The following is a 26,841-nucleotide window of genomic DNA, read 5'->3' on the forward strand; positions in this document are numbered from 1 at the left end:
GACAGAGCGCCGCCATCGGTTACCGAATACGGCCTTGCCCGCACCGACCGGCCGTTCGGCGAAAGGCGGTGTCCACTGTTAAATATCTGCAATATGACTGACGCAAAGCAAAGCTAAGCTATTCCCGTTTTCATGCGGGGTCGGCTGATGTCTATGGCGGAGTCATTTCAAGATCGTGGGCGGCGTATGTTCCTTCGGCTGCTACGGCCGCAAGCTCCCGCCAGTCGCAAATCGCAGCTCGAGAACTCGACCGCGCTCGTCCCTCCGCCGCCCGGCCGGCGCGCGAAGATCGTCTTCGACACGCTCGAGCCGCGCGTTCTGCTGAACGCCGACGTTCTGGCCGTGAATCTGGCGGCGGCGGCCCCGCAGCAACAGACCCATGACGTGGTCGTGCAGCTCGTCGATCCTGCGAGCGCTCTGCAGACGGGCGCGTCGCAATCGTCATCGCCCCCGGCGACGCCGGCCGGCCCGCAAGTCGAGGTCGTGGATCGCAGCAATTCCGTTATCCTCGCCCGCGCCGATCTTCTCGGCCTCGATCAGGTTACGATCATCGGCGGCGCCGGCGCGGACAGTGTGACGATCGACGCCCAGTCCTTCGCCGGCCACGATGCGCCGCATTTCACCTTCTCGGGCGGCGAAGGCGCCGGCACGCTGGCGCTGATCTCCGGCGACCCGGCGAGCTGGACGCTCCACGACGATGGTTCGGGCGCCGTCGCCGGCTCGGTGAAGGCGAGCTTCGATGGCGTCCAAAATCTCATCGGCGGCGGCGCGGACACGCTGATCGGCGCCGTGACCGACACGAATTGGCGGATCGATGGCGCGGGCTCGGGCTCGGTCGGCGGATTCGTGTTCAGCGGATTCGCCAATCTCGCGGGCGCCGCAGACAATAATGACACGTTCGCCTTCTCCGCCAGCGGCAGTCTCGCCGGCGCGGTGGACGGCGGAGCAGGCGGGTTCGACACTCTGGCGCTCGACGTCGGCGTGGCGCAGAGCCTCGTTTCGACGGCCACGGGCCCGGACAGCGGCGCGATCGCCTATGACGGCCGCATCGTCGCCTATCGTGGCCTCGAGCCGGTCACCATCAGCGGCTCGGTGACGGATCTCTCTTTCGATCTCGGATCGCTGGCGGGCGGCTCTAGCGGCGTGCAGGCGCGGCTGAAGGACACGGGGACGACGACCGACGGCGTCATAACGCTCGAGAGCCTCAATGGCAAATTCGAGAGCCAGACCTTCAACGCGCCGACGCATTCGCTCACCGTGATCGGCGGCTCGGGCTCGGACAGCGTCGACATCGCCTCGCTCGACAGCACGTTCCATGCGGCGCTGTCGGTGAACACGCTGCTTTCCGGCTACGATCCCTTCGACGATGGCGGCCTCCTGCCCGGCGACAATCATCTGACGCATAAGAGCGTCGTCAGCGTCTCCGGCGACATTGCGCTTCACGGCGGCGCGCTCACGCTGCAGGCGGACACGATCTATGTCGGCGAGGTCGCCGATCAGACCGGCGCCAGCGGCTCCTGGACCGCCGGCGAGACCTACACGCATGTGGCGGCCGCCGGCGGCGCTGGAACGGGCGCCGAGGCCACCATCGCCGTCGATGCGGACGGCGTGGCGACCGCGCGGCTCAGCGCCGCGGGAACGGGATATAGCGTCGGCGACGTGCTGACCTTTACGTCCAGCGGCGGCGGCTCCGTGACGATGACGCTGCGCAACGTCGCGAGCTCCGCGATCGTCTCCACCGCGCTCGCCGGCGGCAACGCCGGCGAAATCCTGCTCGGTCATCAAAAGACCAACGCCGACGGCACGACGAGCCTCGCCGGCGGCGAGCAGATCGCGCTCGGCCCCAATGCGCAATTGCTCGCCGAGGCCGATACGGCCGCCGGCCACAAGGCCGGCAAGATTTCGCTCGCCACCTCCGATGTCGCGACGCGTCTCGTCAGCTGGCCCGGCGATTTCACGGCGAAGAACGCCGCCATCGACATTCAAGGCGCGATCATTCGCGGCGGCTCGATCAAGGTGAACGCCACCGCCAAGGACATCAACCTCAACAGCGACGCGCCGGCCTCCGTCGCCGGCTTCACTGGCACGCTGACGAGCCTGCTGGGGCAAATTCCCGGCGTCGTGCTGAGCGCCGCGACCGGAATCGATCTCTCTGTCATCCTGCGCGGCGCCGACGCCAAGATCAATGTCGACGACGCGACGATCGAGGCCGAGGGAACCGTCGACATAAAGGCGGAAACCAAGGTCGACACGCAGGTGTTCGCCATCGCCTCCGCGCTCGGCAGCGGCGGCCTCGCGAAATATACGGGCCTCGAATTCGCCGGCGGCTATGGTCTCGCGCAGAGCGATGTCGAGGCGAATATCGGCGGCTCGACCGTCATCGACGCCGGCGGCAGCGTCACAATCTCGGCCAAGGGCTCGACCTCGACGAAGACGGTCGCTCGCGCCTCGTCGAATCTCGACAGCACGGTCAATCCGACGGCCTCGTCCATCGCGATCGCCATTGCGCATACGGATCTCACCGCTCTGGCGACCGTCGGCCTCGACGCCGAGATCACCTCGCGCGGCGGCAATGTCAATGTCATCGCCAATGGCGCGACCAAGACGACGCCAGACGCCAGCACCATCAGCCCGGTCGACGGACGAGCCGGCGTCGGCGTGGCGCTCGCCTTCGAGTTCGGCACGGTCAAAGCCTCGCTCGACGGAACCATCAAAGCCGCCGGCACGGTCGCCGGCGACAGCACGGACACCAAGACATTCGATCCGATCGGCGGCGTCGATCCCACCACAGACACGATCACCCTGCCCAATCACGGCTTCACCAATGGGCAGGCCGTCGTCTACACGCCCTATCTCGTCAATACCTCCGTCGCCGGCTCGACCGTGCTCGCCGTGCCGGGCCAGCAGAGCGATTCTGTCGGCGGGCTCGACAAGGGCAAGACCTATTATGTCATCGTCGTCGATCAGAATCATATTCAGCTCGCCAAGGAGCCGCCGATCGACCTCGATCCCGCGGGCGTCGATCCGACCTCCACGCAAACTCTGAATGTCGTCAAATCCAAGCTGTTCGATATAGACGCGATCGACGCGAGCGCGCATGCGATTCAAATCGCCGCGCATGGATTCGAGACCGGCGATCAGGTCACTTATGACGCCGGCGGCAATACGGTGATCGCGGGCCTCGCCGACAAGGCGGTCTATACGGTCGACAGGGTCGACGACGCCACTTTCCGCCTGAAGGACAGCGCCGGCAATGTCGTTCCGATCGCGCAGGGCGCGGCGCTCGGGACGCAGAGCTTCACGCGCGCATCGGACAATAAGAAGGCCGCGCTCGATCTCGCCAGCGTGGACGCCAATGGCCGCATTCACGTCAAAAGCCATGGTTTCGCGATCGGGACGCCGATCGATGTGACGTACGACACGCTCTCCGAGAATGATGTGACCCTCGGCGGCGTGCAGGCGGCGCATCAATATAAGCTGGTCGCAACCGACGCCGACACGTTCGAGCTGCGTGATGAGCAGACCAATGCGCGCATCACGCTCACTGATCCCGGCTCCGCGGCCACGCATGCGCTCGACTATATCGGCGCGGTCAAGAGCTTCGCGCCCAGCACGACGGTCGACGGCTCGCTCGACACCATCGCCATCGCCAATCATGGCTTGAAGGACGGCGACGCCGTCATCTACGCCGTCGATCCCACCAAATCGACGACGCTGTCGCGCGCCTTCGAGCTCGATGCGATCGATCCGACGGCCAAGACGATCCATATTGCAGGACATGGCTTCTCGACCGGCGACCAGGTGACCTATGACGCTGGCGGCAACACGCCGATCGCAGGCCTCGCCAGCGGCGCCGTCTACACGGTTCAGAAGATCAGCGATGATCTGTTCCAGCTGAAGGATTCGAACGGCGTCCTCGTTTCCGTGGCGCAGGGTGCGACGCTCGGAACGCATAGCTTCTCCAACGCCGCGACGCAGACGACGGCGAGCGTCACGCTGGCGCGCATCGATGCGACGACCAATCGAATCTATCTGCAGAATCATGGATTCACCGCGACTGCGGCAAATCCGCTGCTCGTCGACTATGCTTCGCTCGAGGCGCTCGGCGCCTCCGCCATCGGCGGATTGCAGAGCGATCATCAGTATAAGCTCGTCGTCGTCGACGCCAATTCCTTCGAGCTGCACGACGCGACGACCGGCGCGCTGGTCACGCTGACCGATCCCGGCGCCGCCTCCGTGCATGTCATCGCCGAGGACCGGGTCTATCAAGCCTCGCGCGGCAATGTGCATGATCTCACGGCCGGCGACCGCGAGATTCGCGGCCTCACCGCGGGCGAGCAATATTATGTCGTCAAGGTCGACGACAATCACATTCGTCTCGTCGAGGATGCGAGCGAGGTCTCCGCGGTCAAGGCGATCGATCTCACCAGCGATGGCAAGGGCGCCAATCACACTCTCGCGGCGAGCACGAGCACGGACGGCATAGGCGTTCAGGCGATCCTCGACTCGCAGACGCGCGGCAAAGCCAAGCCGGAAGTCGGCAGCAAGTTCAACCCGACGAAATACAAGGACATCTTCACCAAGCCGGACATAGCGCTCGCGACCATCTTCGGTCAGGCGTCGGCGGCCAGCGGCAAGCAGAATGTTCTGGACGCCAATGGCGCGCAGGTGATGGACGACAAGGGCAAGCCCGTCACCAAGGACATCACCAACGACGGGCTGAGCGCCGGCGGCGCCGTCGCGGTCAATGTGGTGAAGAACGACGTCGAGGCGACCATCGGCAAGAACGCCACCGCCGCCAAGCCCACGACGCTGCAGACGGATCACAATGTCGAGGCGCTGGCGACGAGCACCCAGCGCACGCAGCTGATCTCGCAATCGGACGTCTCCAAATCGAAGACGAAATCCGCGACCGCCAAGGCGGTCGACATCTCGCTCGCGGTCGGCGTCTATCTCAACGACGCCAATGCGACGATCGCCGGAAACACGATCATCGACGCGGGCGAGACGGTGAAGGTCGCCTCCTCGCTCTCCTATCCCTTCCTCATCAATCCGCTCGATCTCGTTCTCGGCGTGCCGCAGGACATTGTGACGCGCGGCGTCAGCGGATTGACCGATCTGCTGGACGGCACGTTCGGCGTCAGCTCCAAATTCATGAACACTTGGGTGATGGCGCGCGCCAAGGCCCAGGACACGCAGGCGACCTCCGTCTCCGGCTCCATCGCCGTCAACGCCTATATCGATCACAGCACGGCGGTCGTTCAGTCCGGCGCCCGCATCAATCAATCGCCGCCTTCGGCCGGCTATAATACCTCGGCGGCGCAATCGGTCACTGTCATGGCCGATGTGATGATGCAATTCGCCGAGATGGCGGGCATCGGCAAATGGTCGCTGAGCGAAAGCCCCTTCGGCAAGGCGAAATATGAGAATAAGAAAGCCGGCGAGCTGCTGCGCGGCGGCGATGTGGTGGATGTCTTCGGTCGCTCCGGCTCCAAGGCGATCGGCGGCTCCATCCTCGTCGACGATATAGAAAACACCGTCTATGCGCGCATCGAAGGCGACGCCAAGGTCGGAACCGGCGCGAGCGGCGCGCTGACCATTCACGCGACCGAGGATATTTTCCGTCTCGCCATCGCGCAGTCGGGCGGCAAGACGGATGACGGCGGCCAATTCGCCTTCGCCGGCAGCGGGCTCGCTCTGCGCCAGCGCAGCGACATCGAGGCCGGGCTCGTCGCGACGGCGAGCTTCGGGCCGACGGTCACGGGCGGCGGCGGCGTCGATATTTCGGCGACGACCGGCGGAACCGAGGTCGAGATCGCGGGAACGATCGTCGTCGCCGGCAAGGGCTCCAATGGTCTCGGCGCTTCGGTTCTCGTCAATGACGTCGAGCGCAAGGTCTATGCTTTCATCGGCGCCGATCCCAGCAAGGGTGGCGATCCGAATGCGACGCCGGCCGGCGCCGTGTCGATGAATGTCGGCGACATGTCTCTGTCGGCGACGACGACGGGCGTCGTCGTCGGCGTCGTCGGCACGGCGACCGTGCTCACCGGCCCGCAAGGCGCGCCGCAAAATCTCGGCTCCTCGGCGAGCGATCCGCTCGACGGCATCTCGCTTCCCGCGCTGTTCGAGGAGGCGCCCAAGCCCAAGAGCGGCTATGGCGTCGCCGGCAGCGCCGGGATCAATGTCATTCGCGACACGGACCTCGCCTATATCGATGCGCGCGGAGCGCTGTCGGTGGGAACATTGTCGCTCACCGCGGACGACACGCAGACGATCGTCGCCATCGTCGGCGGCGTCGCGGTCTCCGTCAACGCCGGCACGGGCCTCGGCGGCGGAACGACGATCGGCGGCGCTTTCGCGCTCAATCAGATCACGGCGGATACGGAAGCCTTCATCGCCGATCGGCTTGCGGCTTCCGGCTCGCCGGACGCCAATGGGCTCGTCATCGCCAGCCATGCCGCGGCGCTCGCGACGCGTGACGAAATTTCGCTGAAGGCGACGCGTGGCGGCACGCTGGCGAGCTTCTCCGCCGCCGTCTCCGCCAACACCAATGAGCAGGGCGACGCTTTCGCCGGCTCGGTCTCGATCAATCGCATCGTCGACACCACAAAGGCGACGATCGACGGCGCCAAGGTCAGCGCCAATGGCGATGCGGCGCTCACCGCGCGGGACGAGGCGCAGCTCATCGCCATCGGCGGCGGCGCCAGCTACACTGCGGGCGCCAAGGGCGTCGGCGCCTCGCTCGGCTTCAATCAGCTCAGCGCCAGCACTGTCGCCGGCGTTCTCGGCGAGAAGCGCCGCAGCGCGCTGACGCTCGGCGACGATCTCTCGATTCTCGCTGTCGATGATGAAAAGCTATGGGCTTTCGCCGTATCGCTCGGCATTGCGACCGGCGGCGGCGTCGACAGCAAGGCCGTGGCTTTCACGCTCGGCATAAATGTCGTCTCGACCGATCAGAAGATCTTCACGCGCGACAATTCCGCGCCGATTCTCGCGACGATCCAGAACGCCGATGTGATCGCCTCGGGCGTCTCGCTCGAAGCCAAGGACAATTCGGTCATCTATGCGGTCGCCGGCGCGCTCGGCGTCGGAGCGCAGGGCCAGGCCTATGGCGTCGGCCTCGGCTGGAATCAGGTCGCGCTGCAAGTGCGCGCCACGGTCGACAATTCCAGCATAGCCGCGGGCGCCGGCGGGATCAGCCTGACGGCGCATTCGACGCAGGATGGGCCGATCTCCGTCGCCGGCAAGATCGCGGCCGCCGCATTGGGCGGCGCCAAAGGCAATGGCGCCACGGTCGGCGCGAGCCTGTCGGTCAATGGCGTCTACAACACCATAGAGACGGTCGTCTCCAGTGGCTCCACGCTGCGCACGACGGCGGGCTCGGGCGGCTCGGTGAGCCTGCGCGCGAGCGACGAGTCGACGATCAACGCGCTGACCGGCGGCGTCGCCATCTCCAGCTCGGGAAGCGCCGTCGGCGCTGCGATCAGCGCCAATTACATCGCCAATCAGGTGACGGCGAAGGTCGACGGCTCGACCATAGACTCGAATGGCGACGTCCTCATCGAGGCGGAGGAGACAGCGGCGATCCATTCGCTCACGCTCGGCGGCGCCGGCGGCGACAATGTCTCCTTCGCCGGCTCGCTGTCGATCAACGTCGTCGACGATACGGTGACGGCCGCCGTCATCGGCGCGACCTCCAATCTCTCCGCGCGCAATAATCTTCGCGTGATCGCCGATGACACGGCCAATATCGTCGCCATCGCCGGCGGGCTCGCCGCGGGCGGCGACGCCGGCGTCGGGTTGGCGGCGACCAATGTCACCATTCTCGACACGACCAAATCCTATGTCGATGGCGCTGCGACTCTCTCGGCCGGCGGCGCCGGCGCGGGTTTCACCGATGTGAACGGCCAATCGCGACGCGGCCTTTCCATCGAAGCGAACGCCGGAGAATCCGTCGTCATCATCGGCGTCGGCGGCGCCTTCGCGGGTGACGGCGCCGGCGCCGGCGCGCTGACCCTCACCTATATCGATGTGAGCGCGCTCGCTTACGAGGATGCGCCCAGCGCGACGCCGGCGGCAGGCGCCGGACTGCATTCCGATCACGACGTCGATATCGTCTCGCACGGACATTTGTCGCTGGTCGGCGTCGCCGGCGCCATCGCCGGCAGCGAGGTGGGCATTGGCGCGGGCGCGGACGCCGGCTATGTGAAGCGTCGTCTCGAGGCCTATGTCGGCGCGGGCGCGACGGCCAAGGCCGGCGACAATGTGATCGTCATCGCCCAAGGCGATATGACTCTCACCTCGGTTTCGGCGGCTGTCGCCGGCGCCGGCGAGGGCGCGGGCGGGCTGACCACCGGCGTCTCCGTTCTCGATCTCACCGCCAAGGGGCATATCGACGCCGGCGCCGTCGTGCGCTCGGATGGCAATGTTCTGGTCTCCGCCGAGGACGACACGACGCTCGATCAAGTCTCCGGCAATGTCGCCGCCGCGGGGACAGGCGCCGGCGGAATCGCCGTGGGCGTCGGCTATGTGAAGAAGACGACCGAGGCCTATATCGCCGCCGGCGCTTCGGTGACGGCGCTGGCGAAATCCGGCAAGAGCGGAATCGTCGCCGATACGGGCGAGTTCGGCGCGCCGCCGGCGACCGCCAATGCGCAGCAGCAGGGCGTCTCCAAGGATTTCGCCACCTCGGCCGTCGATTACGGCGCCGATGCGATGACTGTCGCCGGGCATGGCTTCAGCACAGGTCAGGAAGTCGTCTACACCGGGCAATCGCTGGCGCTCGGCGGGCTGCAGACGGGCGGGCATTATTACGTCATTCGCATCGACGACAATCATTTCGCGCTCGCCGCCAATAAGGCCGACGCGCTGAACGGCCATCGAATCGATCTCGTCGACACGGGCGTGGCCGCCACGGCGCGCCATGTCGTGCAGACGCTGAACAGCACCGGCGTTCCGTCGATCAGCAATAAGGATTTCAACGATCCGACGCTCGCGAATAATCGCGATCGCAAGCCGCTCGTCGCCACGCAATCGGGCGTCATCATCGTCGCGGTCAGCGTCAATGATCTGACCAGCGCCGGCGTCGGCGTCGCCATCGCTGGCGAAGGATCGGGCGCGCTCGCAGGCTCGGTGAGCGTGCATCAGATCGACACGCTCGCGCATATCGACCAGGGCGCGCGCATAAATGCGGACGAGGATGCAGGCGCCGGCGCCGGGCAGAATGTGCTGGTCGCTGCCGGCCGCGCTTATAACGGCCTCGCGATCGGCGGCGGCCTCGCGGGCTCGGGAGGCGTCTCGGTGGCGCCGGCCTTCGCCGCGCCGGTGCTGAAGGGCGCGACGGAAGCCTTCGTGCAGGGCGCGACCGCCGGCAATGCTTATGACACGATCGTCAATGCCGCTGGCGATGTCGCCGTCGTCTCTCATGCGGTGACGGATGTGCTCAGCATCGCCGCCGGAATCGCCGCTTCGGGAGAGGTCGCCTTGGCCGGCTCGGCCGCGGCGATCGTCATCGACACATCGACGATCGCCTCCATTTCCGGCCGCGTGCGCGTGTCGGCGACAGGCGATGTTCTGGTCGCCGCCAAGGACGACACGACGACCTATGCGATCGGCGGGGCCGTGGGCGTCGGCATAGGCTCGGGCGGCGGTGCGGGCGCCGTGGACGTCACCTCGATCAAGAAGACGACGCTGGCGACCATCGGCGATCATGCGATCGTCGACGCCTACGCCAATAGCGCCTCCTTCATCTCGGACGCGCCGGACGGCGCCTATTCGAGCAATGGCGGCTTCTCGCAGAAGACCGCGCGCGGCGTCGCCGTTCTCGCGGCGACATCGGAAAAAATCGTGTCGGTCGGCGCGAGCCTCGGCGCCGGCGCCTATGCCGGCATAGCGGGCGCGGTGACGGTCGAGCTCGTCGACTCCGACACGCTGGCGACGATCAGCGACGGCGCGCAGATCAATCAGAACACCGCGGCTACGGCCGCCAATTCGCAGAGCGTCATCGTCGCTGCGACCAACAAGCTCGATCTGCTCACCTTCGCGGGCGGGCTCGGCGCGAGCCTCGGCGCCGGCGTCGGCGCCTCTGTGGACGTCGGCGTGCTGCGCAATGACACGCAGGCGCTGATCGGCGCCGCGAGCGTGCGCGCCAAGAGCGACACGGATGTGTTCGCGCTCTCGCGCTGGACCGTCAACGCCAACGCCATCAGCGCCGGCGCCGGCCTCGTCGGCCTCGGCGGCGGCATTGTCGTCTATACCGTCGGCGGCAATTTCACCGACAGCTACTCGACCTCGGGCGGCTCTTCCTCTGCGCTCAGCGGCGATAATTCGACAGTGCTCTCATTCGTCGAGAGCACTGTCGGCACATTGTCCGGCCGCATGCAGACCAGCGACGCGTCATCGACGACCTTCGATCCGGCGCAAAAGGTGAACGGCGCCGCCGACACGATCGATCTCGGCGCCGATCGCGGGCTGAAGACCGGCGACGCCGTCGTCTATGACGCGGGCGGCGGCGCTGCGATAAAGGGGCTGAAGGACGGCGAGGTCTATTTCGTCATCATCGACAGCGCGCATCCGCAGCTGGTGAAGCTCGCGGCCTCTTATGAGGATGCGCAGGCGGGCCACGCGATCGACATAGACGCGGCCGGCGCCAGCGGCTCGGCGCATAGTCTCGCGGCCGGCAATGCGCAGATCGCCAATATGGCGCGCGGCGCCTCCGCGGCGAGCACGCCGGCGGGCCGGGTGAATTCGGCGACCAAGGCGACGAGCGGCGTCACCAGCGGCACGACCGCCGGCATATTGCAATATGCGGATATAGCGACCGGCAATCTCGACGTGATCTCGCGCCAGGCGCTCGATCTCACGGCGCGCGCGGGCGGCGTGGCGGGCGGCGCCGCGGCGCTCGGCGTCGGTCTCGGCGTCGTGAGCATAGATGCGGATTCGACCGCCTTCATCGCGCCGCAGACGACGATCACGGGGCTCGATCCCGCCGCCGGCGAGCTCACCGTCTCCGCCAATCTCGACTCCAACGCGCATGTGCTGGGCTTCGCCGGCGCGGTCAGCGGATTCGTCTCGCTGGGCGGCGCCGTGTCGCTCATCGACGACAACAGCTCGGCGCGCGCCATGCTGGGAGCGACGCCCGGCGCCTCGCATGACGATTCTTCGACGATCGAGGCCTCCTCGCTCGTGGATGCGACGATCGTCACCGGCTTCCACGACGTCAGCGTCAAATCCATCGCCAATGTGAATCATTATCTCGCGGACGGCGCCTGGTCGGTGTCGGGCGTCGCCGGCCTCGGCGCCGCGGTGAGCAAGCTCACCATCGCGGGAACGTCGCAGGCGATCGTTGGCAAGTTCACGCAGATCGGCTCCAATGCGGCGCAGATCGCCGACGATGTGAAGATCGACGCGCAGCGCACGGTCACGGTCAATCCGCTCGACGCCAATCAGCCCATGGGCATCGCCATCGGCGGCGGCCTCGTCGGCGCCGCGGCGGGCGCGACGCTCATCACCGTGAATGGCGCGGTCGCCGCGCGGATCGGGGATGACGCGGCCGTCTACGCCGGCGGCGAGGTCGATGTTCACGGAACCAGCACGACCACCGCGAACAATCTCGAGATCGACGGCGGCGCCATCGGCGGCATTGCGGTCGGCGCGGTGATCGCGCAAGCCAAATTCGCGCCGGTCATGGCGGTCGGCGTCGGCAAGCGGGCAATCATCCGCAGCCGCGCGACGGATGTCAAAGCCACGCAGACAACATCGGTCAAGCTGCTCGGCTATGCGGCCGGCGGCGGCATAGCGAGCGGGCAGGGGCTCGACATAGAGCTCGAGATCGATCCGACGACGACCGTCGTCATCGACGACGGCGCCGATATAGCGGCGACGCAATCGGCTTCTGTGCAATCGGTGACGAGCACGACCTCCTTCGCGACCGGCGACGCCGGCAATTATGGCGGCGTCGCCGTCATAGAGGGCGGCGCGACAAGCACTTTGAAGAACGTCAATAGCGTGAGCGTCGGAACCGGCGCGCATATCGCCGCGGGAACGAGTCTCGCCGTGCTCGCCGATTCCACCAATAATGCGAAGGCGGACGGCGATGGCGGCGCGGGCGCGATCGTCTCCGTCATCGGCGCGACCTCGACCGTCAACGCCTCGGATGCGACGACGACGACGATCGGCGGGAACGCGCAGCTCGCCGCGGGCGGCGATCTCTCGGTCGAATCGCGCACGTCCAGCACGGGCAAATCCGCGCCGCACGCCTCGGCCGGCGGTCTCGGCGCCGATACGCGCGTGACCGGCAATCTCACCTATGGCGGTGCGACAAAAACCGATATCGGCGCGGCGACGCTGACCGCCGGCGGCAAGCTCGACGTTCTCGCGCGCGTCACGACGCTCGATCTCAAAATCGACGCGGTCGCCGAATCGAGCGCGCTCGGCGCCAATTCCGAGGCGCATGCGACATTGAGCCGTCCAGAGTCCGCGCCGGGCTCCTCCAGCCCCACCTCGGACGCGCTGGTCGATCTGCGCAGCGGCGCTTCGCTGAATGGCGGCGGTTCCGTCAATGTGAAGGCGCGCCACGAATCTGTCGCCAGCCTCGCCGGCGCCGACGCCACCACGAACGGGCTCGGCGCCTCCACCAACAGCTATGCGAAAAATGATTTCGATGTGACGACGCGCGTCGTGGCGGAGAGCGGGAGCGCCGTCCATACGCGCGCGCTGACGGTCGAAGCCTATGGCTCGCCCAATGTGTCCGGCTTCGTCGACGCGAGCTCGCATGGCGCCGCCATCGACACCGGCGCCGAGCATCCGTCGAAGACCGTCGCCTATCGACGCACCATCGATTTCAACGCCGATGTGTTCCTGTCCGGGCCGCCGGCGCCCGAGCTCGTCATCGACGCTGCGGGAAATATCGTCAAGAAGCAGGGCATAGGCGCGGTCACGCTGCAGAACGGCGTCTTCATCGTGCCCGATATCGTCAACACCTCCACGGCGGCCGGCACGGCGACCTTCTCCATTCCGAGCTGGGGGCAGGATCCGACACCCGCGGGCTATGGCACGACGCCGGGCGAGGATTCGATCAAGGGGCCCCCCAAGATCACCTTCCTCACCGCTTTCGATCACGTCCTCATTCAGAACGCCTCGAATTACGACGTGCAGATCGGCCTCATCAATCCGTTGGCGGCGACGCCGAATTTCGCGCGGAATGTCGTCGTCGACGTAACCTATAAGAAGGACTTCCTGCCGGTCACGACGGCCGACCCGGATCACACCGCCGTCACCATCGCGAACACGTCGACCGCGGCGCGCACGAAGGTGACGCTGAACGACGCCATTCTCGACGCGCTCGGCCCGGTGTCGATCTCGACGGCGAATGGCGACATCATCGCCAATGCGAATGGGCGCATAGAGGCGACCACTCTGTCGCTCACGGCGACGAAGGGCGTGATCGGCTCCGCCGCTTCGCCGATCCGCACGGCCTCGACGCGTCTCGACGCGCTCGCGCGGGATGGAATCTTCATCAGCGAGACGGGCGATCTCGAGCTCGGCTCGGCGCGCTCGACGGGCGGGACCGTGAGCCTTTCTGCGACCGGCTCGATCCTCGACGCCGACTCGAACGTCGCGGTCAATGTGAGCGCGCCCACTCTCGTTCTCAATGCGGGCGGCGGCTCGATCGGCGCGAAAGCGGATGCGCTGCGCATCGACGCCGATCGCGCGGCCGGCTCCTTCACCGCTTCCGCCAAGGGCGATGTGGTCGCGGCGGATATAGCGGGCGGCGTCGGCGTCGGGACGGTCGCTTCGACGAGCGGCGATGTCCTTCTCTCGACCTATGACAGCAATGCGGTCGGCGAGGACATCATCTTCGGCGCGACGTCTTTCCTGAGCGCGACGACGGGCGCGGTCTCGCTCGCCGCTGGCGACAATATCGTCATGGCCGTCGGGGCGACCTTGAACGCGGCCAAGACCGCGACGCTGACGGGCGACGCCGGCAACGCCGATTCCGGCGTCGGCGCGCTCATCGATCTCGAGGGCGCGATCGCCGCGGCGGCCGTATCGGTGGTCGGCGGCGCGGATCGCGACACGATCGTCATTCGCGGCGTCGCCGCCAATGCGCCGACGACAGTGGCGACGGGCGGCGCCGAGGATGTGATCCTCGTCGGCAGCCGCGCCAGCGCGACGACCAATGCGAGCGGCGAGCTGACGGGAACGAGCAATGTCGACGGCAATCTCGCCACGATCGTCGGAACGCTGACCGTGACGGGCGCGAGCGATGGTCTCGCCGCGCTCGATGTCGATAATTCCGGCTTTGCGCAGGGCGTGACGGGAACCGTCTCCGACAGCGAGATCGCCGGCTTCGGCATGACGGGCAAGGTCGTCTACAGCGATCTTCGCTCGCTCGCGCTGCATCTGGGCGCCGGGGCCGATACGGCGACCGTGCGCTCGACGGCGGCGGCGACCATCACCTCGCTGCTGCTCGGCGACGGCGCCGACTCCGTCATCGTCTCGGGCGCGGATGCGACGGTGAACAGCGTCGCTGGAGCGCTCATTCTCGACGGCGGCGCCGGCGTCGACACGCTGCTCGTCGACGATAGCGGCGATACGGTCGCCAACGCCGGCGTCATCGGCGGCGCCAATGGCAATCAGATCTTCGGCTTCGGCATGGGCGGGGCCGACCAGACCGTGGTCGATCCGAACAAGGGCGTCACCTATGGCGATTTCGCCACTGTGACGGTGAAGGCCGGCTCCGGCGCCGACGCGATAACGATCGCGGCCAGCTCGACGGATACGATCGTCGATGCGGGCGCCGGCGCGGACGCCATCACGCTGGGGCCGAACCTCGCCAATATTCGCGGCCATGTTCTCGCGCGCGGCGGCGGCGATGCGGGCGACGCTTTCTCGGTGAGCCCGACGGTCGACTCCAATCTGACGCTCGACGCCGTCTCGGCGACGCGCAGCCGCATCACCGCGGTCGGAATGGCGCAGCCGGTCGACATTGAAGGCGTCGATGCGACCACCGTCGCTCTTTCCGGCGCGACCACCAATACTGTCGTCATAAACGGCTCGGCGACGCCGATCGTCGTCGACGCCAATGGCGCGGTGGACAAGATTTTCGTTCACGGCGCGGGCCGGGCGAACACGATCAATCTCGGCGCGGGCCTCGATGAGGCGATCGTCTATGGAACGAGCGCGCCCTTGCTCGTCACCGGCGCCGGCGCAGCCGACAAGCTCACCGTCGATCTCTCGGGAACGCCGGCTGCGACGACGACGGGCGTGATCCATGACGGCGCCGCCGTCGGCGAGGGAATCGTCTCCGGCCTCACCACGGGCGACGTAACCTTCCGCTCTCTGGCCGAGGTCGACGCCAAGCTCGGCGACGGCAATGACACATTCACGCTGGACGTCCACGCCGCCACTCTGCCGGCGACCGTGCTCGGCGTGTTCGGCGGGGGCGGCGACGATCTCATCCAGGCGCGCAGCGTCGGCGCGGCGCGCACCATCGTCGACGGTCAGTCCGGCAAGGACAGGCTGCAGGTGGAGGTTTCGGCGCAGCCGATCGCCAATCAGTTCACCTCCATCGACAAGACGGTGGAGCAGCTCATCGTCGACAATTCGGCCAATGCGACGACGCCGATCGCCTGGACGCTGCTCGACACGGATCTTCAGGCCGCGACGCTTCCCTCCGGCTCGCCGGTCTCGGTGATCTCGACCGCCGGCGCCGATCTGACGCGCATTCTCGGCGGCAAGACGGGAACGGACACGCTCGATGTCGTGTCCACGACCACCGCCAATGTGAATGTCACGATCGACAATAATCGCATCACGCTGCAATCGGGTCTCGTCGTGGTGACGCAGCCCGATCCGGCGAATGATTTCGATACCTATCGCAATTACGACAAGGTGCTGAATTTCGACGGGCTGAGCCAGGGCGACATCGCCTATGCGTCGAACGGCTTCCGCCTGTCGACCTCCAATGCGCTCGGCTTCATACGTTCGGACGCCATCAGCCCGGCGGCGCAGGCGCGCGCGAATGACGACGTGCTCACGCTGGCGGCGGCGAAGGCGGATGGAACGCCGAATGGCGACGGCTTCACGCTCTATTCGCTCGAGCTCGCCAATACGGCGGCGAGCGGAACGGCGGTCGTCGTGTTGAGCGGCCATACGATCGGCGGACAGACAGTGACCGCCGAGCTCAGCCTCGCCGCCGGCGCCGGCTTCCAGCGTTTCGACACCTCGCTGGCGAGCTTCTATGGCCTCGACAAAGTGACTTTGAAGGCGAAGGACGCCTCGACGCCCTTCGGCTCGATCCTCGTCGACAATATCGTCGCGGTGGACGATCTGCCCAACGCCGCCGCGACCGTCGCGCCGGCGACCGTGCCGACCTATACGTTCTCGAGCGATTTCTCGATCGACACGACGGTCTATTCGGGCCAGTGGGTCTGGATCAATTCCGGCAAGATCGCCGTCAATTACAACAATGGCGGAGCGGCGATCGACGACACGCTCGATTTCACCAATGGCGGCTGGTGGTATCTCGGCTACAGCCAGTCGGGCTTCTCCATCACTGCCGATCAGGGCGCGGCAGGCTCCAACAATGGCATGGTGTCGCTGAATTTCGCCGGCGACCTCAGCCTGCCCGCGAATCGCAAAGTGTCGGCCGCCGGCGCGAATGTTCTGTCGTTCAATGTCGCCAACAACGTCCAACTCGCCGATAGCGTCACCTTCGATCTCTCCGCGCATAATCAGACCGCGGGCGCCGGCGGCGGCGCGGCGGGCGGCTCCGGCGGCGCCGGTTCGGGCGCGGTCGGCGGCTATGGCGGCGGCGGCGGATCCAATGGCAGCCTTCCGTCCGACTTCACCTTCCAGGGAACGACCGCCGCGGGACAGGGCGTCGGCGGTCCCTATGGCACCGGCGACAACCACGGAGGCAGCGGCGGCTATGGCTCCCCGAGCTATTACGGCGGCGGCGGCGGTGGCGGCGGCGGCGGCGGCGCCTACCAGGATTTCGGCCGCGGCGGCGGCATAGGCGGCGATGGCGGCTGGGGCTATTACGGAGCCTCGGGCGTCGGCGGCGGCGGCGGCGGACTCGGCGTCGGCAATCAATCCAATGGTTCGGCGGGCGCGGGCGGCTATGCGGGCTATGCCGGCTACGGCGGCTATGGCGGCGGGGGCGCTTATGGCGCCTATGACATCGTCAATGGCAACCGTCTGCGCGACGGCGACGGCTATGACGGCCAGGGTGGCGGAACCGGCGGGACGGGCGGAACCGGCGGCGACGGCGTCGGCGGCGCCAATTCGGCGACCGGCCTCGCTATATCCGGCGGCATGGGCGGCGGCGGCGGTGGTGGCGGCGGCGGCGGCGGCTCGGGCGGCGGCGGCGGCGGCGGCGGCGGCGGCAATGGCCGTCACTGGACGAGCGGCTTCCTCGGCCTCACCGACAATTATATCGGCGGCGGCGGCGGCGATGGCGGCGGCGGCGGCGGAATCGGCGGCAATGGCGCCGCGGGCGGCCTGGGCGGCGCAGGCGCCGGAGCGTTCCAGCTGGTCGCGCAAGGTCAAATTCGCGTCGGCAACAGCGACGCCTTCACCGCCGTCGGCGGCGCGGGCTCGACCGGCGGCGGCGGGCAGAACCCCGATCCGAATTACGGGCCGACCTCGAGCGGCGGCGGCGGCGGCGACGCGTCCGACGCCCATCACGGCGGCAATGGCGGCGCCGGCGGCGCCGGCGGCCCGGGCGGCGACGGCGGCGATGGCGCGGGCGGCGCCGGCGGCACGATCAAGCTCTATGCGACGGATCTCGCAAATGGCGGCGCGACGCTGAAGACCTCCGTCACGACCTCCGGCGGCGTCGGCGGCGGAACCGCGCCCAAGGGCGGCGAGGGACGCTTCATTCTGGGCAGCAACACCTCGCTCACCTTCTCGAGCGGCGGCGCCGTTTCCGGCAATGGCGGCCAGACCGCTTTCGCCGCGACCGATCCGAGCGTCGAGCATTTCAGCGGCCCGCGCCTCGCGAACAGCTATGTCGCAGGCGCTCCGCTCACTCCGACCATCGTCGGCCTCGCCGGCGGCGCGGATATTTATGGCGTCGTCTCCGAGCTCGATGCGGCCTCGATCGACTTCGACACCACGACGCCGCAGCTCGATCACGCGCCTTCGGACGCGCTGCTCGCGGTCATGCTGCTCGACAAGGGCGTCGGCGCGCTGAACCAGGATTACACCGGCTTCGACGTGCTGCTCGTCGCCAATGTGTCGACGATCAACATCGCCAATCCGACGCTCAGCGTCGATGGCGCGGCGGCGCAAGCGTTGAAGACGCATGGCGTCGGCGCCGATCAGGCGCTGACGAGCCTCGCTCCGGGGCAGGTGTGGGAGATGCTCGTGCCCGAGGGCAGCGCGCATAATCACATCTTTGCCGCCTCGATCGGCGTGAACGCCTCGGGCGCGACCACTCTCACCGGCAACACGCTGTCGCTCAGCGGCAATGTCCAATATCTCTCGATCGCGCGGCCGTCGGCGCCGACCGTCGCGCAGCTCACCGGCTTCGACGCCATTGCGGCCGATCCGGGCGCGAACCACATCTTCGGCGTCTCCACCGCGACGAGCTCTCTCGTCGTCGTGAATGCCGACGATGGATCGCAGCGTCAATTGTTCAAGGAGGCGCAGAACGGCGTCTCCGGCCTTTCGAGCGTCTCCAATGTGCTCGTTGCCGGAACCGACGGTTTCGTCGTCACGGAGAGCGCGACGACCGGCAGGCTCGCGACTTTCAAGCTCGCTTCGGCGACCGGCGATCTCTCCTTCGCGCAATCGCAATCGGATGGCGGCGCCTATTACGACTCGATGCGCTATGACGCATCGACAAAGGTGCTGACGACGACGGGCGCGGCCGGCCAGCGCAGCTATTCGCTGAACACGACGACCGGCGCGCTCACTTTGATCTCGACCGAGGCCGGCGCGAGCAGCGCCGCTACGGAGACGATCGCGCAGAATGGCTTCGTCTATTCGGTGAACGCTTCGGCCGGCAGCCTCACCGCGTCGAATGCGACGACCGGCGCCGCGCAGACGCTTTCCGGCGCCGCCAATGGCCTCGTCGGCGCCTCCGATGTGGCGGCGAGCCCGGACGGCGGCTTCGTCTATGTGACGAGCCAGAGCGGCAATACGCTCTCCGTCTTCGAGGTCACGAGCTCCACGACGCAGCCGCTCGTCTTCGTCGAGACTCTGCGCAATGGCGCCAATGGCGTGCGTGGGCTCGACGCGCCGACAGATGTCGCCGTCACCGCCGATGGCCAATATGTGCTGGTGACGGCGCGCGGGGCCAATGACATCGCCGTGTTCCGGCACGACCAGCAGACGGGCGGGCTCGGCTTCGTCCAAGTCGTGCGCGACGCCGTGGGCGGCGTGCGCGGCCTGCTGACGCCGACCTCGCTGATCCTCGGGCCGCAGAACGGCTCCTCGCTCACCGCCTATGTCGGCAGCCTCGGCTCGGCGACGCAGCAGGGCGGTCTCGCGACCTTCAATGTCGATCTCTCGCCCAAGGCGCCGCCGATCGCCTTCACGACGGAGCATACGGACATAGAGTCGATCGGCGTCACGACGGGCGTCGGCGACGACATTATGTCGCTCGTCTCCGCGCCGCCGGCGATCGTGACGGCGACCAAGGTGAACACGGGCGAAGGCTCCGATCATGTCGTCGTCGCCGATTATCGCGGCGCGACCAGCGTCGATCTCGGCGCCGGCGCCGACAGCCTCGATCTGCGCGTCGTCAACGCCAAGACGGCGGCCGACACGCTCGCCATTCATGGCGGAGTGGGCGCCGATACGATCGATGTGCAGAACACGGGCGCAGGCGCGACGACGACGATCGACGGCGACGCCGGCTCCGATGCGATCACCATCGAGAAGGTGGGCGCCGCGGCGCATACGATTGTCTCCGGCGACGCCGATGCGGATATTGTGCGCGTCTCGCTTCCCAACCTGCCCTCCGATGCGGTGACCACGTTGCATGGCGACGCGCCGGGCGTCGCGCCCGGCGACACGCTGATCGTCGATCCGCAGGACCCGAACGCCTCCATACTCGTCGGCGGCGTCGCCGGCCTGCCGATCCCGCAGACCAATGGCTCGATCAGCCTCGCCGGCAAGGGCGCGGTCGCCTATGACACTTTCGAGGGTCTGACGGTTCTGTCCTCGCCGATCGTCTCCTTCTCCGCGCCGAGCTATTCGACCTCGGAAGGCTCGAGCGTGACTCTCACCGCCAATGTTCAGGCGTTGGGCTCGACCAATTCGCTGTCCGGTCCGGTCGTCTTCGACATAGACGGCGACGGCCAATTCGGCGAAGTGATCGGAACGGCTCTCGGCGGCGGCGTCTATCGCGTGACGCTTCCCTGGGATCGCCTCGTCGATCTCGGCCTCGCCGACAATGGCCTCTATACGATCGCGGTGCGCGCGACCAATTCCGACGGTCTCTCCACCACGGCGGTGTCGAAAATCCAGATCGCCGACACGCCGCCGACGGTCGTGGTCTCCGGCGCCTCGCATTCGGCGACGGTCGGAACGCCCTTCACCATAGGCGTCACGGCGACCGATCCTTCGCCGATCGATCGCGTGCTCGAATGGCGCGTCGATTGGGGCGATGGTTCCGCTGTCGAGACTTTCGGCGCCGACGCCACACAGGCGAGCCATGTCTATGCCGCGCCCGGCAATGTCGCGATCCGCGCCACGGCGGTGGACAAGGATACGACTCCGACCGGAGCGACCTCCGCCGCCTATGCGGTGACGGTCGGTCTCACGGCGAACAATATCGATACGGGCGGCCCCTATCGCATCGCGGAGGGCCAGTCGCTCACGCTGACCGCGCAAGCGACGGGCGCGCCGCTGTCCTATGGTTGGGACATCAACAATGATGGGACGATCGACAAGAGCGGCGCGACGGCGAGCTTCTCCTGGAGCGAGCTGACGGCGCTCGGCGTCAATGACAGCGGCGTCTATTCCAACCCGCATGTGATCGTCGGCTATGCGACGATCGGCTCGGCGACTCCGACGACGATCTCCAAGGCGGTCGGCGTGACGGTAGACAATGCGCCGCCGAGCTTCGTTTCCTTCGTCAATAGCGGCCCGGTGAGCGAAGGCGCCGCCTCCGCGACAGTGACATTCTCCGGCGTGACCGACCCGTCGCCGGTGGACGCCGCGTCGCTGACCTATCGCTACGATTTCGACAATAATGGAACCTTCGATCTCGTGCAGGGCGCCGGCTCCGCCACTGTTCCCGGCCAATATTTGCGGCAGAGCGGCGCGCTGCTCGTTCATGGCCAGATCGTCGACAAGGACGGCGGCGTCGCCGACGCCTACACGACGATCACCATCAATGAGGTCGCGCCGACGCTGACCGTCGCGGGCGCCGCAACGGCGGACGAAGGCGCGATATACAGCCTGTCTCTGTCCGCGACCGATCCTGGCGCTGACAAGATCAAATGGTGGGATGTGAATTGGGGCGATGGCGCGCAGGATCACATTCTGATCGATGCCGCCGCCGCCAATGGCAATGTCGTCGCGACGCATTCCTATGCGGACAATGGCGCCTATACGATCAAGACCGGCGCGACCGACAATGACGGCTCTTATGTCGCCGCCGACAAGCTCGTCACCGTGCAAAATGTGGCGCCGGCGCTGCAGACTGTCGCCGTCACGCCGGCCGCGGGACCGGGACCGGCCGAGATCGCCGAGAACGCGTTCGCGCGCCTCAGCGGCCGCATCGTCGATCCGGGAAGGCTCGATAGCTTCCGGCTGAATGTCGCCTGGGGCGATGGGCAGAGCGAGATCGTCGATCTTTCCGCCGGCGCGCTCAATTTCGACGTCGCCCATCGCTATGTTCAGGACGGCGTCTACACGATCACGACCAATATCGTCGACAAGGATCAGGGCGCCAGCGCCCCGACGGTTCTCAGCCTGAAGGTCGATAATGTCGCGCCCGTCGCCGGCGCATTGAGCGTCGTTCCGAGCACATCGCAAGAGGGCTCCTCCGTCACCGTCTCCGGCGTCTACACGGATGCGGGACCACTCGATCTCCATACGATCGCGATCGATTGGGGCGATGGCTCGAGCTCCGCGAGCGCGGGCGCCGGCGCGACGATTGTCGTCGATGCGGTCAATCGCGCCTTTACCGCGACCCATGTCTATCTCGACAATCCGGCCGCGGGCGCCGACTACACGATCTCCGCGATCGTGACCGACGACGCCGGGGCCAAGAGCAATGTTTCGACCGCCGCTGTCATCGTGACGAATGCGGCGCCGATCATCGCCGATCTCACGCTGAACGGCGTCGCCGCCAAGAAGCAGACGACCGGCGGCGCGCTCGCTTCCAGCCTCACCATCGACGAGAATGGGACCGTGACCTTGCTGGGTCGCTTCGCCGACGCCGGCGTCCTCGACACGCATTCGGGCGCCGTGGTCTGGGGCGACGGCGGCGCCTCCGCGCTGACCATAGACGAGGCGAGCCATACATTCGCCGCGACGCATCGCTATCTCGACGACAATCCGACGGGAACCGCGGCCGATGATTATCGCATCGATCTGACGCTCCTCGACAAGGACGGCGGCTCGGCGACGATCAGCGCCGCGGTCACTGTCGCCAATGTCGCGCCGGTCTTCGCCACCTTCACCAATAATGCGGCCGAGGTCGGCAATGTGCTGCCGGGCGAGCCGGTTGTGCTCACCGCCGCCTTCACCGATCCGGGAACGCTGGACAGCTATACGCTCATCGTCGATTGGGGCGACGGGACAGCGGCCGAGACCATCGCTTACGCGGCCGGAACGCGCGACTTCCAGCTGACGCATAATTATCGCGATCCGGGCTTCTGGACGATCTCGGCGCATCTTTCCGATGACGATCTCGGCGTCGCGACGGCGACGACGGAAGCGCGGCTCACCGGCGTCGCTCTGCTCGACGGCGTGCTGCGCATCGCCGGCACGCCGCAGGACGACACGGTGATCGTGCGCAAGCCGCTCGAGCCGGTCGCTTATTGGAACTTCAACGAGACCAGCGGAACCGCCGTCGCCGACAGCGCCGGAACGCCGCAGAATGGAACGCTCTATACGAATCGCGCGCCGGACCGCGCCGATCCGGGGCCGTCCGCCGCTTTCGCGCCTTTCGGCGCGGCCAATTCGATCGAGTTCCACGACGACAAGAAGGAATATGTCGTCGTCGCCGACGATCCGGTCTTCAACCTCGCGAGCGGCGCGGTGCAGCTCTGGTTCGACGCCAATGACACGGGTCGCGGCTGGTGCGACACGCAGGTCCTCTTCTCCAAGAACAAGAGCGGGACGGGCGCCGGCCAGCTGACCATCGCCGTCGATCAGGGGACCTTGTTCGCCGAGCTCGAGGGCGTCGATGCGACCGGGCGGCTCACCGTCTTCCGTGTGGAAGGCGGCGACAATGTCTCCTGCGGCGATTGGCATAATGTCGCCTTCACCTTCGGCGAAGCCGGCATGAAGCTCTATCTCGACGGCGCGCTCGTCGGCGAGAACGCCTATACGGGCGGATTGCAGGGCAATCACGAGGCGATCGTCATCGGCGCGTCCAACGCCGACAATCGCAGCACGTCCGGCAATCTCTCCAAGCTGACGATCAGCGATTCCTTCTCCGGCCATATTGACGAGGTTTCCGTCTATGGCCGCCAGCTGAGCGATCAGCAGGTTCAGGATGTGATGCAGAAGGGCGCGCGCGGCGCCAATGATCCCAATGGCGCGACGATCGAGGTCTACGCGAGCTTCTTGCCGATCATCGGGCAGAATGTCATCAAGACGTTCAACGCCGCCGATGTGAAGTCCATCATCATCGCCACGGGCGGCGGAAACGACATTGTGACTGTCGACGCGAGCGTCGACGCGCCGCTGACGGTGAAGGCCGGCGACGGCAATGACACGGTTCGGGCGGGCTCGGGGCCGTCGGTGCTGCTCGGCGGCCTCGGCGACGACACGCTGATCGGCGGACGCGCCAACGACGTCATTCTCGGTGGCGACGGCGCCGATTACATCGTCGGCGGCGGCGGCAATGATCTCATCGACGGCGGCGACGGAATCGACACGGTCTCCATGCCGATCGTGCAGCCGAGCGCCTATTGGTCCTTCGACAATGTGGTCGATGGCGTCGTCGCCGACGCGGTCGGAACGCCGCAGAACGGAACCTTCTATGGCGCCTCCCTGCACGGATCGGAGGACGGCGGCGCGTCGGCGGACAATGTGTCCTATGAAGCCGGCGCCAATGCGAGCTTCAATGGCGACGCGCGCCGATATGTGGCCGTCGCTGACGATGCGGCGCTCCATTCGGCGAATGGGACGATCGCCTTCCTGTTCGACGCCGGCGAGGATGGACGCAGAAGCGATCAAGTGCTGTTCGCGAAGGACGGCTATGGCAATAATGCGGGCGATCTCACCATCGGAATCGCCAATGGCCGCGTCTATGCTCGGCTCGAGACGGGAACGACGTCCTACACGGTGACAAGCTGCGACGATATCGGCTGCGGCTGGCGGCAGCTGGCCTTCAGCTTCGGCGCCGACGGCATGAAGCTCTATCTCGATGGCGCGCTCGTCGACGCCAATTCCTACAGCGGCGGCCTCGCCAATAATCGCCAGGCGATCGTGATCGGCGCCTCGGACGAAGCCAACAAGAATCAGAGCGGCGATCTCTCCAAGCTGACGATCAGCAAGGCGTTCCGCGGCTCGATCGACGAGGTCGCGGTGTTCGGCCAGGCGCTGAACGGCGACCAGATCCGCCGTCTCACGGTGTCCGGCCCGCGTCTGGTGAGCGCCGGCGCAGGCCTCGGCGGCGCGCTATCGGATTATCAGCTGTCCTTCGTCGGCGGCGCGCTTCAAGTCGCCGATACGCGTCCGGCGCTGCCGCAAGGCGTCGCCTATTGGTCGCTCGATGAGGCGCGCGGCGCGACGACGCTGGCGGATAGCGCCGGCGTCGCCCAGAACGCCACTTTTGTGACGAAGCTCGCCTCGGACCTCGGCAACGCCGGGCCTTCCGCGAGCGTGGCGCCCTTCGGCGCGGGGACATCGGCGGCGTTCCACAAGGACCCGCGCGGCTATATCGCCGTCGCCAATTCCGACGATTTCGCGCTCGACAATGGCGCGATCCAGCTCTGGTTCGACGCGAGCGGGACGCAGGGAACGCAGACCTTGTTCTCGAAGGACGGCGCGCGCGCCGAGGACGGGCTCACCATCAGCCTCGTCGGGCAGCGTCTCGAGGCGTCGCTCGACGGACATGTCGTCGACACGCTCAATATCGTGTCGGCCGGCTCGTGGAACCAGCTCGCCTTCACCTTCGGCCAAGGCGGGATGAAGCTCTATCTCAATGGCGTGCTCGTCGGCGAGGATTCCTATTCCGGCGGCATCGCCGGCAATCATGAGGCGATCGTGATCGGCGGCTCCAATGCGAGCAATGCCGACGCCTCGGGCGACCTCTCCAAGCAGCGCGTCACCAACGCCTTCGGCGGGCTCATCGACGAGGTGGCGATCTTCAGCGGCTCCGTCGATCAGGCCTTCGTGCGCCGGCTGATGAAGGAGGGCGCGCAAAAGCTGATCGCTGAAGGGGCGACCGGTCCCACTATCGACGGCACGGACCAGCTCGAAGGCGTCGAGCGTCTCGTCTTTGGCGACGGAACATCGGCCTATGTGCTCGGCGGCGCCAATCCCTCGACGCTGAGCGCCGCGGATGTTCAGGCGCTCGCCGGCAATGGGCGGCTCGTCGTGCTCGGCGACGGCGCCCAGCCGCTGCATCTCTCTGGCGCCTGGGGCGACATCGGCCAGCGCGCCATCGGCAATGTCGTCTACGACGTCTACCATAGCAATGGCGCGCAGCTGCTGGTGCAGTCCGGCGTGCAGGTGACGGCCGATCAGCAATTGCTGACGCCGATCGCTTATTGGACCTTCGATGGCGCCGGCTCCACTGTCGCGGACAGCGCCGGCGCTGCGCAGAACGGCGTGTTCTACGCCAATGGCCAGCCCGATCGCGACGACGCCGGCCCATCGACGGCGATCGCGCCCTTCGGCGCGGGAACGTCGGCGGATTTCCATGACTCGAGCCGCGAATATGTGGCCGTCGCCAATGATCCGGCCTTTGCCGTCGCCAATGGCGCGATCACGCTCTGGTTCGACGCGCGCTCGACCTTCGGACAGCAGACACTGTTCGCCAAGGACGGCGCCGGCCTCGGCGGCGGATTGACGATCGGCCTCGACGGCAATCATCTGGTCGTGCAGATGGAGGGGCCATCCGGCGTCTACTCGATCCGCTCGTCCACGACGGTGGCCGCCGGCTCGTGGCGCAATCTCGCTTTCACCTTCGGCGCCGGCGGCATGAAGCTCTATCTCGATGGCGCGCTCGTCGGCTCCAACGCCTATGCCGGCGGCCTGACTGCGAACCAATCCGCGATCGTGATCGGCGGCTCCGACGAAACCACTGTCGGCGCGGCGAGCGATCTCTCCAAGCTGAAGATCACCAAGTCCTTCGATGGCCATATCGATGAGGTCGCCTTCTTCGGGCAGACGCTCACCGCCAATCAAATCCAGCAGGCCGCCGTCGCCGGCGCCTTTGGAGTGGCGAGCACGGATGTTCCGGTCCAGTTTGTTCCGCCGCCGCAAGTTCCGCATTGCTCGGACCTCGACGATTGGCTGTGGCTCGAAGCCGAGCACAAGCGCGATCACGCCGATCACGGCGGCCATGCGCTGCCGGGCGATGGCTGGCGGTTCGATTGGTAGCGGCGTGGGAGGGCCGCGCAGCGCTGTAATATGACCGTCATACAATGATGCGAATCGTGACCGGCGCTTTAGAAGCATGAAGTAGAGCGTGCTCGT

General features: G+C 66.8%; 1 protein-coding gene. It reads left to right on the top strand.

Annotation, left to right across the window (positions count from 1 at the left end):
* Positions 1-186: 186 nt before the first annotated feature.
* Positions 187-26,745: a LamG-like jellyroll fold domain-containing protein gene (locus ACT53T_RS03025; protein ID WP_476159987.1), complete on the top strand. Its 26,559-nt coding sequence runs from the start codon at positions 187-189 to the stop codon at positions 26,743-26,745.
* Positions 26,746-26,841: the final 96 nt, after the last annotated feature.

Source organism: Methylosinus sp. DMC45, assembly GCF_056313885.1.